We start from the raw sequence: 15,154 nt of genomic DNA on the forward strand, positions 1-15,154 counted from the left end.
CTTAGCGGGGGGCAAAAGGGAGGTCATTGTACACACCGACACAGACGCTCACAAATTTAGCGACGAAATGTCGCAAATCTATGTCGCATTTATGAAAGGTTTAAAGCGATATGCTGTGCTAGTCAAAACTTTTTTAATTTTGACCGCTACGACTCAAAAGCCACTGTGACGCAGACACCACAAAGCGCGCGGCCTTCAGGGCTGCACGCTGTGTTGTTTTTTTTGAGGTGCCGAGAGGGCGGCCTGGGTAAGGCCGCCGGATCTTCAGCGAGTTGTTGCCAGTTCTTGTTGAACGCTGGCGACAGTGCGAGGCCAAGGTTTACCAGCCTGAACCTTCGCTGGCAAGGCCTTGATAGCGGATTCCGCTGCTGTACGGCTGGAGAAGTTGCCGTAAGTGATCACGTAGAGAGGCTTGCCGTTGAGCACTTTCTTGAAATAACGGTACTCGCCGCCCTGCTCTTTCACGAACGCCTGGGCGTTGGCTTCGGAGCTGGTGCCGAGGATCTGCACCACGAAGTTACCGGTAGGCTGGCTGGCATACCAGCTGCTGCCGGCAGCGCCAGTCGCGGCCTTGGCCACGACGGCCGGTTTTTCGGCAGGCTTGGCGGCTGGAGCCGGTTTGGCCGCAGGCGCCGGGGCGACCGGCTTGGCAACAGGCGCAGGCTTGGCGGTGGCGACCTGGGCTGGCGCTGGCGTCGGCTTGGCCGCTGGCTGACCGGCTGGCACGCCCGCAGGTGGCGCGGTGGTGGTCACGGTCGGCGGCGTGGCGCTGGAGCCTTCCACCGGCACCCCATCGTCGCCTTCGGAGATGCCGCCAGCTTCTTCGGCGAGCGGGCCGCGCATCACCGGTTGGCCGACCATTGGCAAGTTGGTGGGTTGGCCGGAGTTGGCAAACTCAACGTTCGGTGTTGGCTTGCCCAGTGGCAACTGCGCCTGTTCGGTTGGCGCGCCAGCGGTGGTCGGTGCCTTGTTGCGACCTGGAATCAACCAGGCGGCGGCGACGGCAACCACGACAACGGCAGAAATTGCCAATACGTGCTTCTTCGGCATAGTAAACCCCATCTTTGGACGCTTTACCGCTGAGCGGCTGGCAATCATGGCTTCGATCATGGCATCCCGGGCAACCTGGTTGATGGTGCCAGGCCAGCCGTCGGAGCTTTCGTGAATATCAGAGATCTGCGAAGCGGAGAAAAGTTCGATGCCCTGCCCTGCGCCTTCCAGCCGCTGGGCCAGGTATTCGCGGGTTTCTTCTTCTTCGTAAGGCTGCAGTTCGATGACGTGGAACAGCTCCTGCTCGCCGCTGATCTGTTCAAGTTCGGCGATCAGCGAAGACTCGCCAAACAGGAACACATGCGGGCGCCCTTCAGGCGTACCGGCCGCCAGAGCCAGCAACGCTTCAAGGGCAGATTCGTCGAGCTGCTCGGCGTCATCCACCAGCAGGTAGACTTCCTGGCCGGTCAGGCCCAGTTGCACCACTTGCTTGAGGATCGCATTCGGCTCGGCAGTGGACACGTCGAGGGCCTGGGCCACTTGACGCAACACGCCTGCCGCATCACCGGCACCACGGGCGGAAACCACCACGCTCTGTACCGATTGCTTGTTGGTGCTGGCCACCAGTGCCTGGCGCAGCAAGGTCTTGCCGCTGCCCAATGGGCCGGTGACCACCAGCAGCAACTGGCTGTAGCGCGCCAGGTGGTGCAGTTGTCCCAGCACCGGCTTGCGTTGCGCAGGGAAAAACTTGAAACCAGGCACCCGAGGAGCAAAAGGGTCGTGGCTTAACTGGTAATGGCCGAGGAACGCCTCGTCGGCATGCAAACTAGTCATCGGGATCTTATTAACCTTTAAGCTGGGCCAGGGCGCGGTAATCCGCTCCCAGCGTGGCCTGTAAAATCTCTTTCGGATAATCGTCGGTCACTACCGCTTCGCCCATTCGGCGCAACAGCACCAGTCGCAGTCGACCGTCGATCACTTTCTTGTCTATTGCCATATGTTCGAGAAAATCTGCCTCGGTCATCTCCTCGGGAGGAATGACCGGCAACCCGGCGCGCTGGAACAGGCGGATCCCGCGATCACGCTCCTGGGCGCTGATCCAGCCCAGGCGTTGCGACATCTCCAATGCCATCACTGTGCCAGCCGCTACGGCCTCTCCATGCAACCACACACCATAGCCCATGTGGGTCTCGATCGCATGGCCGAAGGTGTGGCCGAGGTTCAAGGTGGCGCGCACGCCGGACTCACGCTCGTCGGCATTCACCACCAGCGCCTTGGCGGCGCAGGAGCGGGAAATCGCTTCGGTGAGTGCCACCTGGTCAAGGGCGCGCAGGGCGTCGACGTGTTCTTCCAGCCAGGTCAGGAACGGCTCGTCGCAGATCAGCCCGTACTTGATGACTTCCGCCAGGCCCGCCGACAGCTCGCGGGGTGGCAGGGTATTGAGGGTGGCAGTGTCGATCAGCACCACATTCGGCTGATAGAACGCGCCGACCATGTTCTTGCCCAGCGGGTGGTTGATGCCCGTCTTGCCGCCCACCGACGAATCGACCTGGGACAGCAAGGTGGTCGGTACCTGGATAAAGTCCACGCCGCGCTGATAGCAGGCGGCTGCAAAGCCGGCCATGTCGCCGATCACACCGCCACCCAGAGCCACCACCGTGGTGCGCCGGTCATGACGGGCCGTCAGCAGGCCATCAAAGATCAGTTGCAGGGTTTCCCAGGTCTTGAAGGCCTCGCCGTCCGGCAGCACCACCGAGATCACCGAGTACGCCGCCAGGCTGCGGCTCAGACGCTCAAGATACAGCGGCGCGACCGTTTCATTGGAGATGATCGCCACTTGCCGCCCGGCAATATGCGGTGCGAGCAACTCGGGCTGGTCCAACAAACCTTCGCCAATATGGATCGGGTAGCTGCGCTCGCCAAGATCGACCTTAAGTGTCTGCATGTGTCCCCGCGTTGAAGATGAAAGCAGGCGTCCTGCCCTACATTAACGTTGTCGGCAACGTCGGGATCTGACGCTGCCTGATGGCTCTACGCCACAACTCGGACGGTCATGACGCGCCGCCGAGGATAGCGCATTTCGGCCCTGGCTTTAACGGGGTGGCAACTGTGCCAGGCGCTCGAGAATGTCGAGAACCACCATTCGTGGCGGCCGCTCATCGGTTTCCACCACCAGATCGGCGATTTCCCGATAAAGCGGGTCGCGCAGCGTCAGCAGGTCCCGCAGGGTTTTTGCCGGGTCGGCGGTGCGCAGCAATGGGCGATTGCGGTCGCGAGCGGTGCGGCCCACCTGCTGCTCGACAGACGCGTGCAGATAAACCACGCGACCGCCGGCGTGCAGCGCCCGGCGGTTCTCGTCGCGCATCACTGCGCCACCGCCGGTGGCCAATACCACGCCATCGCAGCCGCACAGCTCGGCAATCATCGCCTGCTCGCGGTCGCGAAAGCCCAGTTCGCCTTCCTTATCGAAGATCCACGGGATATTGGCGCCCGTGCGCAATTCAATTTCCTTATCGGAGTCTTTGAATGGCAGGCGCAGCTCTTTGGCCAGCAAACGGCCGATGGTGCTTTTTCCAGCCCCCATCGGTCCTACAAGAATCAAATTTCGCACAGAATCAACGACTCACAGCAATCGCCTGGTTATTCATAATACGCGGAGTCAGGAATACCAGCAGCTCGGATTTTTTCTCCGAAACCACATCCCGCCGGAAAAGGCGGCCAAGATACGGCACATCGCCCAAAAATGGCACTTTATCTACCACTTTGCTTTGAGTATTGGAGAAAACCCCGCCGATCACGATGGTCTCCCCGTCCTTGACCAGCACCTTGGCATTGACCTCGTTTTTCTTGATCGGCGGCACATCGTTGAGCCTGTTCAGGTAGTCGGGCTCATCCTTGGTGACCTTGACCTCCATGATCACCCAGCCGTCCGGGGTGATTTGCGGGGTCACTTCCAATGACAAGGAGGCCTCCTTGAACGACACCGAGGTCGCGCCGGTGGAGCTGGACTCCTGATAGGGAATCTCGGTGCCCTTGAGGATTCGCGCGGTTTCCTTGTCGGAGGTGACGACCTTGGGCTGCGAAACGATTTCACCATTGCCGGTTTTTTCCATGGCGGTCAGTTCCAGGTCCAGCAGCAGGTTGTCGGTGATAAACGCGACACCCAGGCCGGCGCTGCCGTTGACCGCCCCCAGGTCCACAAACGGCGAGCTGGGCGGGATTTCAGGCGGCTCGGTGCCTTCGGCCAGCGGTTTCCTGATCCCGCCAGCGCTCCAGTTACCCCGATTCAGTTGCCCGCCCCAGCGCACGCCAAGGCTTTTGTCGTAATCCACATTGGCCTCGACGATCCGCGCCTCGATCATCACCTGCCTTACCGGAATATCCAGTTGCGCCACAATCGTGCGCAGCTCCTCCAGCCGCTCCCGGGTCTGGTAAGCGATGATGTTGTTGGTGCGGTCATCCACCGCCACCGAGCCGCGCTCATCGGTGGCGCCTTCCAGGCCCACGGCCGACTGGAAGAGCTTGGCCAGGTCCGACGCCTTGGCGTAATTGACTTGCAGCAACTCGCGGCGCAGCGGTGCCAACTCAGTCATTTGCTTGCGCGACTCCATCGCCAGCAACTCGCGGGCGGCCAACTCCTCGGCCGGCGCGACCAGCAGCACATTGGCCGTCACACGCTTGTCCAGCCCCTTGGTTTGCAGCACCAGGTCCAGGGCCTGGTCCCAGGGCACGTCCTTGAGGCGCAGGGTGATCGAACCCTGCACGTCGTCACTGGTCACCAGATTGAGGCCGGCAACGTCGGCAATCTGCTGCAGCACCGCGCGCAACTCGATGTTCTGGAAGTTGAGGGACAGCTTGTCCCCGGTGAATGCCACGCGTCCGGTACTTAGGGGCGCATTGCCAGGTGGCGGCAGGTGAATCAAGTCGATTCGATTGGGCACAGCCATGACCATCGGTGCCGTGAACGCTATCCATAGCGCCACACCGAAGGACGAAAAAGTCCTTTTCATTGTTTGTTTCCGTTATGAGTTCACGTTCAGGGCAAGGGTTTGCGAGCGTTCCAGCCACGCGCCCTGGCCATCCGGGAAAAGCTCGGCCAGTTCGACATGGGAGTCATGAATCGCCGTGATGCGCCCGTGGTCCGGGCCCAGGTAATCGCCGATTGCCAGGCGATGGACAGACGACGCTCCGCGCAGCAGGGCGAAGGTTTGAGCCCCCAGGGACAAGGTCCCGACCATTTCGAACTGCTCCACGGCGAAGCCTTCGAGGATTCCGCGAGGTCTGGCGAGATCAGGTCCGGCAGCCGGTCGCCCGGCGGGTCGAACCAGTTGGCGAGAGGGCGGCTGGAAAGGGTCGCGCAAGGCTGCAAAATCGTAGGCCACTTGCTGCGGCCCGGGCTCGGCGACAGCCTGTGCCGGCGGGTGCAAATCAACCTTCGGGTCATCGCCCGCCTGGCGGTTGTGACGATAGGTCCTGGCTACCAGACTGAGATGCAACTCCGAGGGATCGACAGGACTGAATGCCAAGTCATGCACCGTGACAATTCCTCGCAAGCTGGCCATGCCGTTGATGAACGCCGCCAGGTCGTGAAAAGTCCCGGTGACGCCAATCTGCATGGGCGATTCGATGTACAGGCCGCGAGGCTGGTCATCCCGAAGTTCGATGGCCTCCAGCACCAAGCCATTGGCGGCACTCAGGCGGCCAATATCTTCAAGCAGGCCGGGTACCTGGGTGTCGGCAGGCAGCCGCCGTAACAGGTTGGCGAAATGGCCTCGCATTGTTTCGAGTTCGCGGACCAGGGACTCCAGGCCGGCAGCCTGGATGGTTTTCAGCGCGACCTGCTGTTCAAGCGCCACTTCCTGCGACTCAAGCTGGCGCAGTTGCTCCCGCGCCCCACTCAAGTAGAAGGTATTGCCCACTGCCCACAGCAGGCAAACCACCGCGCCAGCCAGCAACGCCTTGCCCGGCAAGGGCCAGTTGGCGGCGTTTTGGCAGAGCTGGGTTATATCGGATTCCGTCAGCCCTGGCAGGCCTGACGCCCCTCTCATTGGCGCACCTCATCCGAGTGTCCATGGCGAACCGTCAACTGGAAGCCATTGTCGTCGCCCTCCTGCGCGCCGCGAACCCGTTGAAGCCGGGGCGCTTCCAAGTCTTCGGCAGCTTCGAGGCCTCGCATGAACTGAGCAATGTCCCGGTTCGATCCGGCCGTGCCGCTGATGGAAACAGAACCGCCGTCGACGCTCACTTCGCGCAACTGCACCCCGTCCGGCACGGCACGGGCCAACTGGTCCAGCAACTGAGCACCCGCCGCACGACCGTCCTGCAAACCCTGCACAACTTTCATCCGTTCCATCAACTGCTGGCGCTGCTCATGCAGTTCGTCGATGGCCTTGATCCGTGAGTCGAGCCCGGTGACACCCTGGCTCAACTGGTTATTGCGGGCCAACTGCCGATCGATTGCACGGTCGATCACCTGGTCTGCCAGCCAAACCGCAGCCAGCGCCACCGCTGCAGCCCCCGCCAAAAACACCAGAAAATATTTGCGCCGCCGCTCATTCCGTTCTGCGCGCCACGGCAACAGGTTGATTCGTGTCATCAGTCGAAACTCCTCAGGGCGAGCCCGCAGGCCACTCCCATTCCCTGGGCATCCACGGCCCATTGCGCGCCATCGACACGACGGCCCGGCGTGATGCTGTCCGAAGCCTGCCTGCCCGCGCGAGCCAATGCAAATGCTTCGACATCCACTATCCGCGTCGCCAGCCCCGCAAGGGCCAAAACCGCCTCACGGGCCTCCACCTGTTCCTTGAGGCAGGCAACCAGCAGCACATCGACGCTTTGCGGGTCATGGGCCGACGGGCCCTGCACTTGGAAGTCGATAGCCACATCCTCCAGCGGATAAGGAATGTACTGGTCTGCTTCCCCATGGATTCGACGCACCATTTCAGCATCCGTCAGCCCCGTGTCCATCTCCAGCACGCGGGTAATCACCGAGGGCCCTGCCACGGCCACAGCGGCATGCCTGAGTGATGTATGCGCCTGTACCAGCGCCCGGGAAAGTGCCTGCGCGACGGCATCGAAATCAACCACGCTGCTGTCGACCACCGCATGGGCCGGCAACTGCTGCATAGCGTAGCCCCGCACGCTGTAGCCAGTGCCTGAAGCCTCCAGCTCCACCAGCCTGACGCCGGTGTCATTGATGTCGATACCCAGGACGGCATCGGCTTTTCGCCTGAAAAATCCCTTTCTCATAAAACTCCCCAAAACTTTCCCTGTCTTACGGACTGATTGCTGCCAGGCTTCCTGCATTCGGTCGGCTTGTATGAGCGGCGCGAATGACGCCCGAAGCCGAAAAATGCTTTAATGCCCAGCGTTTTTTCCCGCGTTTATCTGCTGGCCGGGTCGATCCACCACTTGCCGTGCATGCCCCGACGCCTAACCCATTCTTTTCCTTGGAAATCCAAAAGCCTTGATTCGTCTGCTGAAGTTTTTCGGGTACTCCATTGTCGCGATCGTCTGCGGGCTGATGCTCGTGCTCAGCGGGGCCTATCTCTACCTTAGTCCGGGTTTGCCCTCCGTAGAGGCCCTGAGAAGTATCCAGTTGCAGATTCCTTTGCGGGTCTACAGCAGCGATGAAAAACTGATCGCGGAGTTCGGCGAAATGCGCCGCACACCGATCCGTTTCGCCGACATTCCACCCAATTTCATCAACGCCCTGCTGTCGGCTGAAGACGATAACTTCGCCAATCACTATGGCGTCGACCCAAGCAGCCTGGTGCGGGCGGCCACGCAGTTGGTAAAAAGCGGACACATTCAATCCGGTGGCAGCACCATCACCATGCAGGTGGCGAAGAACTTCTTCCTCACCAGCGAACGCAGCTTTTCCCGCAAAGCCACGGAAATCCTCCTGGCGTTGCAGATCGAACGTCAGCTGACCAAGGACGAGATCCTTGAGCTCTACGTCAACAAGATCTATCTGGGCAACCGCGCCTACGGCATCGAGGCGGCTTCACAGGTTTACTACGGCAAGTCGATTCGTGACGCCAGCCTGGCGCAGATGGCGATGATTGCCGGCCTGCCCAAGGCGCCTTCGCGCTTCAACCCGCTGGCCAACCCGGCGCGCAGCAAAGAGCGCCGCGACTGGATCCTGGGCCGCATGTACAAGCTGGGCAAGATCGACCAGGCCGCGTACGAAAGTGCGGTGGCCGAGCCGCTGAACGCCAGCTATCACGTGCCGACCCCGGAAGTGAATGCCCCGTATATCGCCGAAATGGCCCGTGCCGAGATGGTCGGCCGCTATGGCAGCGAGGCGTACACCGAAGGTTTCCGCGTGACCACGACGATTCCGAGCAACCTGCAGGAAATCGCCAACAAGTCGGTACACGATGGCCTGGTCGCCTATGACCAGCGCCATGGCTACCGCGGCCCTGAATCGCGCCTGCCGGGCAAGACCCTGAGCGCCTGGACCGTCGAGTTGGGCAAACAGCGCCCGATCAGCGGCCTTGAGCCCGCCATCGTCACCCAGGTGAAGAAAGATGGCCTGCAGGTATTGACCCGCACCGGCGAAGAACATGTGTCGTGGGACAGCATGAAATGGGCTCGCCCGTTCCTGAACACCAACAGCATGGGGGCGATGCCCAAGCAGCCGTCGGACGTGGCCCAGGTCGGCGACCTGATTCGTGTGCAGCGCCAGAAGGACGACAGCCTGAAATTCAGCCAGGTGCCGGTGGCACAGGGCGCCCTGGTGTCGCTTGACCCGCAGAACGGTGCAATCCGTGCCCTGGTCGGCGGTTTTGCCTTCGAGCAGAGCAACTACAACCGCGCCACCCAGGCCAAGCGCCAGCCGGGTTCCAGCTTCAAGCCGTTCATCTACAGCGCTGCACTGGATAACGGCTACACCGCCGCCAGCCTGGTCAACGATGCACCGATCGTGTTCGTCGACGAGTACCTGGACAAGGTCTGGCGCCCGAAGAACGACACCAACACCTTCCTCGGCCCGATCCGCGTCCGCGAGGCGCTGTACAAGTCGCGTAACCTGGTGTCGATCCGCCTGCTGCAGGCGATGGGCGTAGGCAAGACCATCGACTACATCACCCGCTTCGGCTTCAACAAGTCGGACCTGCCGCCCAACCTGTCCCTGGCACTGGGTACCGCCACGCTGACGCCGATGGAAATCGCCACCGGCTGGAGCACCTTTGCCAACGGCGGCTACAAGATCACCCCGTACCTGATCGACAAGATAGAAAGCCGTAGCGGCGAAACCCTGTTCACCGCCAACCCACCACGGGTCCCGGGCGACGTGGTCAATGGCGTCGCGGCCACTGACGGCCAGGCAGCACCGGCCAACGGCGGCATCACCATCGAGCCGACGCCAGGCGAAGCCCCGGCAGCCGGCGCTCCCGCCGCACCACAAGCGCCGGCGGTAGCCGAACGCGTTGTGGATGGCCGTACCACCTACATCCTCAACAGCATCCTGGAAGACGTGATCAAGAAAGGTACGGGGCGTCGCGCCCTGGCCCTGGGCCGTGCCGATATCGCCGGCAAGACCGGTACCACCAACGACTCCAAGGATGCCTGGTTCTCCGGCTACAACGCCGACTACGTGACCACCGTATGGACCGGTTACGACCAGCCGGAAAGCCTCGGTCGCCGGGAGTTCGGCGGCACTGTCGCGCTGCCGATCTGGATGAGCTACATGGGCGCCGCGCTGAAGGATATGCCGCTGCATACCCAGCCGGAACCGGAAGGCATCCTGAGCCTGCGGATCGACCCGGTCAGCGGCCGTGCAGCAGCGCCGAGCACGCCGAATGCGTACTTCGAGCTGTTCAAGAGCGAGGATACGCCGCCGTCGGTCAACGAGCTGGGCAATGGTGTTGCACCGGGCAGCCCGCTGCCGGCGGACGAGGCGGCGCCGATCGATTTGTTCTAACACGCAGTTCCAATGTGGGAGCGGGCTTGCTCGCGAAAGCGGAGTATCAGGCTCAGATGGGCCGACTGACACACCGTCTTCGCGAGCAAGCCCGCTCCCACAGTTGGATCACCGCCAGGTTCGAGTCAATTGCCAGCCACAAAAAAAGCCCCGACTCGCAAGAGCCGGGGCTTTTTGGTGGTGCGCTACAACGGCTTAGCCGTTGAACACATCATCCACGCTTTGCAGCGGGTAGTTCTTCGGATACGGCAGGGTGGCCACACCAGTCTCGATTGCGGCTTTGGCCACGGCATCGGAGATCAGGGTGATCAGGCGCTTGTCCATTGGTTTCGGGATGATGTACTCACGACCGAATTCCAGCTTGATGCCGCCGTAGGCGTCGCACACTTCCTGAGGAACCGGCAGTTTGGCCAGTTCGCGCAGGGCGTTGGCGGCCGCGACTTTCATCTCTTCGTTGATGCGCTTGGCGCGAACGTCCAGGGCACCACGGAAGATGAACGGGAAGCCCAGTACGTTGTTGACCTGGTTCGGGTAGTCCGAACGGCCGGTGGCCATGATCACGTCGCTACGGGTGGCGTGGGCCAGCTCCGGGGAGATTTCCGGATCCGGGTTGGAGCACGCGAACACGATCGGGTTGGCCGCCATGGACTTGAGGCCTTCGGCGCTCAGCAGGTTCGGGCCGGACAGGCCAACGAACACGTCTGCACCGTCCAGGGCGTCAGCCAGGGTACGCTTGGAGGACGGATGCGCGAACATCGCCTTGTACTGGTTCAGGTCGGTACGCTCGGACTGCACAACGCCCTTGCTGTCGACCATGTAGATGTTTTCCAGCTTGGCGCCCATGCTCACCAGCAACTTCATGCAGGAGATGGCCGCGGCGCCGGCGCCCAGGCAAACGATCTTGGCTTCGCCAAGGGTTTTGCCGGCGATTTCCAGGGCATTGATCATGCCGGCCGCGGTAACGATCGCGGTGCCGTGCTGGTCATCGTGGAATACCGGGATGTCGCACTGTTCGATCAGGGCCTTTTCGATCTCGAAGCACTCAGGTGCCTTGATGTCTTCCAGGTTGATGCCACCGAAGGTGATGGAGATGCGCTTTACGGTGTCGATGAAAGCCTGCGGGCTCTCGGAATCGACTTCGATATCGAATACGTCAATGCCGGCGAAGCGCTTGAACAGCACGCCTTTACCTTCCATGACTGGCTTGGAAGCCAATGGGCCGAGGTTACCCAGGCCGAGGATCGCGGTGCCATCAGAGATCACTGCAACCAGGTTGCCTTTGCCGGTGTACTTGTAGGCCAGTTCAGGATCGCGGGCGATTTCACGTACGGGCTCGGCAACGCCAGGGCTGTAGGCCAGCGACAGGTCGCGGGCGGTGGCAGTGGCTTTGGTGAGCTCTACACTCAGCTTTCCTGGACGAGGATGGGCATGATATTCGAGAGCGGCAGTTTTCAAATCAGACATATCGGCATTCCGCTTTTACTGTTGGTCGACGGACCGCCGAGGATACGCGTGTCGCAAAGTCCCCACAAGACTGGGCAGTCACAGGTGTCAAGGGCCCTGCCCTACGACTTTTGGCCAAGAGCCACGGGATACAAGGGCTCAACTGTTCACAATCGACCTGAAAAATGTCTACAATTTTTTCTTACGGCGCCTGCTCGAGCATGCCGGGATCGGTCAGTGGCAACAGCCAGCGTGCCTGGCCCTTTTCCAGGCCGCCACGTCGGGAGCGGTCCAGCACCCAGCCGCGGGCTTCGATGGACTGGCCCTGCAAACCCTTCAACAGCGCACTGTCGAATCGGCCCACCAGATTGGGTGCAATGCGCAGTACCAGTGAGCCCTGCAACTCAATCCAGACTCCGCCGCGATTGCGTTCGATTTTGCTCACTCGGCCGTTGACCACGGCAAAGCCCGAGCGCTGGATCTTCGCCGCATCGACCACCGGTGACCGGCGCCACACCCCCAGCCGGGCCTGCCGGGCGCTGCGTTCGGCGGCTTGCTGGCAGGCCACCAGTTCCACATTCGGCGCGACGGCCACCTGGAAGCCAAGGCCTTCGGCGAGCAACTGTGCCTCCAGATTTGCTCCATTGGCACCGTAGAGATGGGCCAGGGTGCGGCCGTAACGGTCCTTGCTCTCCCGTCCGGGCACCACGCCAACGCGCCCACCGCTCGCGTCCACAAGACTTTGCAGGCGCTCGCGAGCAGCCACGGCGAAGGGCTCGTCAGTGCGCCCCTGCTTGCCGGTTTCCGGGGCATTGACGCCGATCATGCGTATGCTGCGGCCGTCCTTGAGGCGCACGGTGTCGCCATCCACTACCCGCTGCACGTCGAAGGTCGCGAAATCCCTGGGCGCCGGGCAGAACACCTCGGCCTGGGCGGGCGCCAGCCAAATCGCAGACACAAAAAAGGCGCCCACGAGGGACGCCTTTTTCATCAGCGAGGACAAGCCATACAGGCCATCCAAGCGGACCAGCCTTACTCGGCTTTAGGAGCAGCTTTAGCGCCGAAAGCACCGAAGCGGGTCTTGAAGCGGTCAACACGGCCGCCAACATCCAGAGTCTTCTGCTTACCGGTGTAGAACGGGTGGCACTCGTTGCACACGTCGATTGGCAGAGCTTTGCCGAAAGTCGAACGGGTTTCGAACTTGTTACCGCAGCTGCAGGTAACGTCGATGGCAACATAGTTTGGATGGATATCGGCTTTCATGGTGTATTCCTCAGGCTAGCGTGCCGCCAATCAACACTATTGTTGAATACCGCACGTAATTAGGCCGCGGATTCTACCAGACCTTTTTAAACGCGCAAGAAGCACAACGGCCCCTTTCATCAGAAAAGCGCGGCATACACAAGGCCCTGGGGAGCCGGGCTTGCCCGCGATGCAGGCGCCGCGGTGCCTCAGGTGCACCGTGTCGATACTATCGCGGGCAAGCCCGGCTCCCACATCCACCGCTGGTCTGCTAGGCTCCCGCCCTTCTTCGCCGCCCGTCATATGAGAACCCCCGCGTGCCCGACGCCATTTTGCGCCTCGCCCTGCCCTCGCCCCTGCGCCGCCTGTTCGATTATCGGGCCCCTGCCGGCGTATTGCGGTCGCAGTTGCAGCCCGGCATGCGCGTACGGGTACCGTTTGGCCGGCGGGAGATGATCGGCATCCTGGTGGAAGTCGCCGATCACAGCGAAGTGCCCGCCGAGAAGCTCAAGCCCGCCGTGGCCATCCTCGACAGCACGCCGCCGCTGCCGCCCGCACTGTTCAAACTGTGCCTGTGGACCTCGCAGTATTACCAGCACAGCCTCGGCGACACCTTGAGCTGGGCGCTGCCGGTGCTGTTGCGCCAGGGCGAACTGGCCGAGGCGCGTCAGGAGCGTTTCTGGTCGATGGTCCCGGGGGCGCGCATGGACGACCCGCGCATCGCCCGCGCCCCGCGCCAGCGTGAAGCCCTGGCAACCCTGGCCCAGCATCCCCACGGCGTCGCCCATCAGCTGTTAAGCAAGCTGATGCTGAGCAAGGACAGCCTGGACTTGCTGCTGGCCAAGGGCTTGGTGCAGGTGGAAATCCGCAAGCACGCCCCCGGCGAGCGCCACGAACACTGGCTGGCTCAGCCGGAATTGCCGCTCAACCCCGAACAACGCGCCGCCTACGAGGCAATTCGCGCCGGCTTCGACAGCTTCCACGCGTTCCTGCTGGCCGGCGTCACCGGCAGCGGCAAGACCGAAGTCTATTTGCAACTGATCCGCGAAACCCTCGAAGCCGGCAAACAGGCACTGGTGCTGATCCCCGAGATCAACCTCGGCCCGCAAACCCTGGCGCGTTTCGAGCAGCGTTTCAACGCGCGCATCGCCCTGGTGCACTCGGCGGTCAACGACCGCGAGCGCCTGGAATCCTGGCTCGCCGCCCGGGACGGCGAGGCCGACATTATTATCGGCACCCGTTCGGCGCTGTTCACCCCGATGAAAAATCCCGGGCTGATCATCATCGACGAAGAACACGACGGCTCCTATAAACAGCAGGAAGGCCTGCGCTACCACGCCCGCGACTTGGCGCTGGTGCGTGCTCGCCAGGAAAACATCCCGATTGTGCTGGGCTCGGCCACGCCTTCCCTGGAAAGCCTGCACAACGCCTACACCGGGCGCTACGGCCTGCTGCGTCTCAATGAACGTGCCGGCGGTGCCAAGCAGCCCCGCTTCCTGCGCCTGGATGTAAAAAGTCGCCCGCTGGACAGCGGCATTTCCGGGCCGATGCAGCAAGCCATCGGGCAAACCCTCGCGGCGGGCCAGCAAGTGCTGGTGTTCCTCAACCGCCGGGGTTTTGCGCCGACGCTGCTGTGCCACGACTGCGGCTGGATGTCCGAGTGCAATCGCTGCGACGCGCGAATGACCGTGCACCAGCGCTCCGGCGAGTTGCGCTGCCATCACTGCGGCCATGTGGAGCGGGTGCCGCGGCACTGCCCGCAGTGCGGCAAAGTCGACTTGCGACCGGTGGGTGCGGGTACCGAGCGCGCCGAAGAACGACTGGGCATCCTGTTCCCGGATTACCCGGTGCTGCGGGTCGACCGCGACAGCACCTCGCGCAAGGACGCGATGAATCAGTTGTTCGCCACGATCCAGAAGGGCCAGCCGTGCATTCTGGTGGGCACGCAGATGCTTGCCAAAGGGCATCACTTCCCACGGGTGACCCTGGTGTCGATCCTGGATGCCGACGGCGGGCTGTTCTCCGGGGATTTTCGCGCCAGCGAGCGCATGGCGCAGTTGATCGTGCAGGTCGCAGGCCGGGCCGGGCGGGCCGAAGAGCCGGGCAAAGTGATCATCCAGACGCACCTGGCCGACCACCCGCTGCTGATTCAACTGACAGAACAAGGCTACTTTGCCTTCGCCGAACAGGCCTTGAGCGAGCGACGCTCGGCAGGTTTGCCACCGTTTGCGCATCTGGCGCTGCTGCGGGCCGAAGCGCACAAGCCGGGGCAGGCCGAAGGTTTCCTGGATGAAGCGTGCAGCGAGGCTGAACGTTTGCTGGGGGAACTGGGTCTGACCGGCATCGAGCTATTGGGCCCGGTGCCAGCACCGATGGAACGCCGCGCCGGGCGCTACCGCGCCCAGCTACTCTTGCAAGCCAGTGCCCGCGCGCCGCTGCATCGTTTATTAAGCAGCTGGTTACTTGCGCTGGAGCAAATGCCCAGTGGTCGCCAGGTGAGATGGTCGCTGGACGTAGACCCGGTAGATTTGTACTAAACCCCTGTGGCGAGGG

At 62.2% G+C, this 15,154-nt stretch carries 12 protein-coding genes; 2 read left to right on the forward strand and 10 right to left on the reverse strand.

Features of this window, described 5'->3' with window-relative positions; genetic code table 11:
* Window positions 1-264: 264 nt before the first annotated feature.
* The 7 genes from HX815_RS18395 to pilM all read right to left on the reverse strand — a co-directional run bounded on the left by HX815_RS18395 (window position 265) and on the right by pilM (window position 7,239).
* On the reverse strand, window positions 265-1,824 hold the full coding sequence (locus HX815_RS18395; protein ID WP_003209350.1) for an SPOR domain-containing protein: 1,560 nt from the start codon (window positions 1,822-1,824) through the stop codon (window positions 265-267).
* Window positions 1,825-1,834: 10 nt separating this feature from the next.
* Window positions 1,835-2,935 carry a 3-dehydroquinate synthase gene (gene aroB, locus HX815_RS18400; protein WP_003209346.1) on the reverse strand — a complete coding sequence of 367 codons (1,101 nt, stop codon included), beginning with the start codon at window positions 2,933-2,935 and terminating at the stop codon, window positions 1,835-1,837.
* 147 nt (window positions 2,936-3,082) lie between these two features.
* Window positions 3,083-3,601: a shikimate kinase AroK gene (aroK, locus tag HX815_RS18405; protein ID WP_003209345.1), complete on the reverse strand. Its 519-nt coding sequence runs from the start codon at window positions 3,599-3,601 to the stop codon at window positions 3,083-3,085.
* A 4-nt stretch (window positions 3,602-3,605) separates the two neighbouring features.
* Window positions 3,606-4,943, reverse strand: a complete 1,338-nt coding sequence (locus HX815_RS18410) for a type IV pilus secretin PilQ (protein ID WP_177028689.1) — start codon at window positions 4,941-4,943, stop codon at window positions 3,606-3,608.
* A gap of 69 nt (window positions 4,944-5,012) precedes the next feature.
* A complete protein-coding gene (locus HX815_RS18415; protein ID WP_177028675.1) occupies window positions 5,013-6,038 on the reverse strand; it encodes a pilus assembly protein PilP in 1,026 nt (341 codons plus the stop codon).
* Window positions 6,035-6,586 carry a PilN domain-containing protein gene (locus HX815_RS18420; protein WP_177028676.1) on the reverse strand — a complete coding sequence of 184 codons (552 nt, stop codon included), beginning with the start codon at window positions 6,584-6,586 and terminating at the stop codon, window positions 6,035-6,037. The genes HX815_RS18415 and HX815_RS18420 overlap by 4 nt, the downstream gene beginning before the upstream one ends.
* Window positions 6,586-7,239, reverse strand: a complete 654-nt coding sequence (gene pilM, locus HX815_RS18425) for a type IV pilus biogenesis protein PilM (protein WP_023659347.1) — start codon at window positions 7,237-7,239, stop codon at window positions 6,586-6,588. Before pilM ends, HX815_RS18420 begins: the two co-directional genes overlap by 1 nt.
* 220 nt (window positions 7,240-7,459) lie before the next feature.
* Between pilM and HX815_RS18430 the strand changes: the two genes are divergently transcribed.
* A complete protein-coding gene (locus tag HX815_RS18430; RefSeq protein ID WP_371136002.1) occupies window positions 7,460-9,916 on the forward strand; it encodes a penicillin-binding protein 1A in 2,457 nt (818 codons plus the stop codon).
* Between the two features lie 195 nt (window positions 9,917-10,111).
* Here HX815_RS18430 and HX815_RS18435 read toward each other — a convergent pair whose 3' ends face one another.
* The 3 genes from HX815_RS18435 to rpmE form a co-directional block, all read right to left on the reverse strand.
* The gene (locus tag HX815_RS18435) at window positions 10,112-11,380 is read right to left on the reverse strand and encodes a malic enzyme-like NAD(P)-binding protein (RefSeq protein WP_003209334.1); all 1,269 of its coding nucleotides are present in this window, start codon (window positions 11,378-11,380) and stop codon (window positions 10,112-10,114) included.
* A 181-nt stretch (window positions 11,381-11,561) separates the two neighbouring features.
* Window positions 11,562-12,350, reverse strand: a complete 789-nt coding sequence (locus tag HX815_RS18440) for a thermonuclease family protein (RefSeq protein ID WP_177028690.1) — start codon at window positions 12,348-12,350, stop codon at window positions 11,562-11,564.
* 41 nt (window positions 12,351-12,391) lie between these two features.
* Window positions 12,392-12,622, reverse strand: coding sequence for a 50S ribosomal protein L31 (gene rpmE / locus HX815_RS18445; RefSeq protein ID WP_003209330.1), 231 nt, complete (start codon window positions 12,620-12,622; stop codon window positions 12,392-12,394).
* Window positions 12,623-12,918: 296 nt separating this feature from the next.
* On the opposite strand from rpmE, the gene HX815_RS18450 reads away from it, so the two are divergent.
* Window positions 12,919-15,138 carry a primosomal protein N' gene (locus HX815_RS18450; RefSeq protein ID WP_008439257.1) on the forward strand — a complete coding sequence of 740 codons (2,220 nt, stop codon included), beginning with the start codon at window positions 12,919-12,921 and terminating at the stop codon, window positions 15,136-15,138.
* Window positions 15,139-15,154 lie beyond the last annotated feature (16 nt).

The sequence above is a fragment of the Pseudomonas sp. E6002 genome (genome assembly GCF_013385565.1).
In the GTDB taxonomy this organism is placed as follows: Bacteria; Pseudomonadota; Gammaproteobacteria; order Pseudomonadales; family Pseudomonadaceae; genus Aquipseudomonas.

What these genes read in the sequence shown, in the direction of transcription:
- HX815_RS18395 (WP_003209350.1), bottom strand. Translation starts at nt 1,824, where the DNA reads ATGACTAGTTTGCATGCCGACGAGGCGTTCCTCGGCCATTACCAGTTA.
- aroB (WP_003209346.1), bottom strand. Translation starts at nt 2,935, where the DNA reads ATGCAGACACTTAAGGTCGATCTTGGCGAGCGCAGCTACCCGATCCAT.
- HX815_RS18410 (WP_177028689.1), bottom strand. Translation starts at nt 4,943, where the DNA reads ATGGTCATGGCTGTGCCCAATCGAATCGACTTGATTCACCTGCCGCCA.
- HX815_RS18415 (WP_177028675.1), bottom strand. Translation starts at nt 6,038, where the DNA reads ATGAGAGGGGCGTCAGGCCTGCCAGGGCTGACGGAATCCGATATAACC.
- HX815_RS18420 (WP_177028676.1), bottom strand. Translation starts at nt 6,586, where the DNA reads ATGACACGAATCAACCTGTTGCCGTGGCGCGCAGAACGGAATGAGCGG.
- pilM (WP_023659347.1), bottom strand. Translation starts at nt 7,239, where the DNA reads ATGAGAAAGGGATTTTTCAGGCGAAAAGCCGATGCCGTCCTGGGTATC.
- HX815_RS18435 (WP_003209334.1), bottom strand. Translation starts at nt 11,380, where the DNA reads ATGTCTGATTTGAAAACTGCCGCTCTCGAATATCATGCCCATCCTCGT.
- HX815_RS18440 (WP_177028690.1), bottom strand. Translation starts at nt 12,350, where the DNA reads ATGAAAAAGGCGTCCCTCGTGGGCGCCTTTTTTGTGTCTGCGATTTGG.
- rpmE (WP_003209330.1), bottom strand. Translation starts at nt 12,622, where the DNA reads ATGAAAGCCGATATCCATCCAAACTATGTTGCCATCGACGTTACCTGC.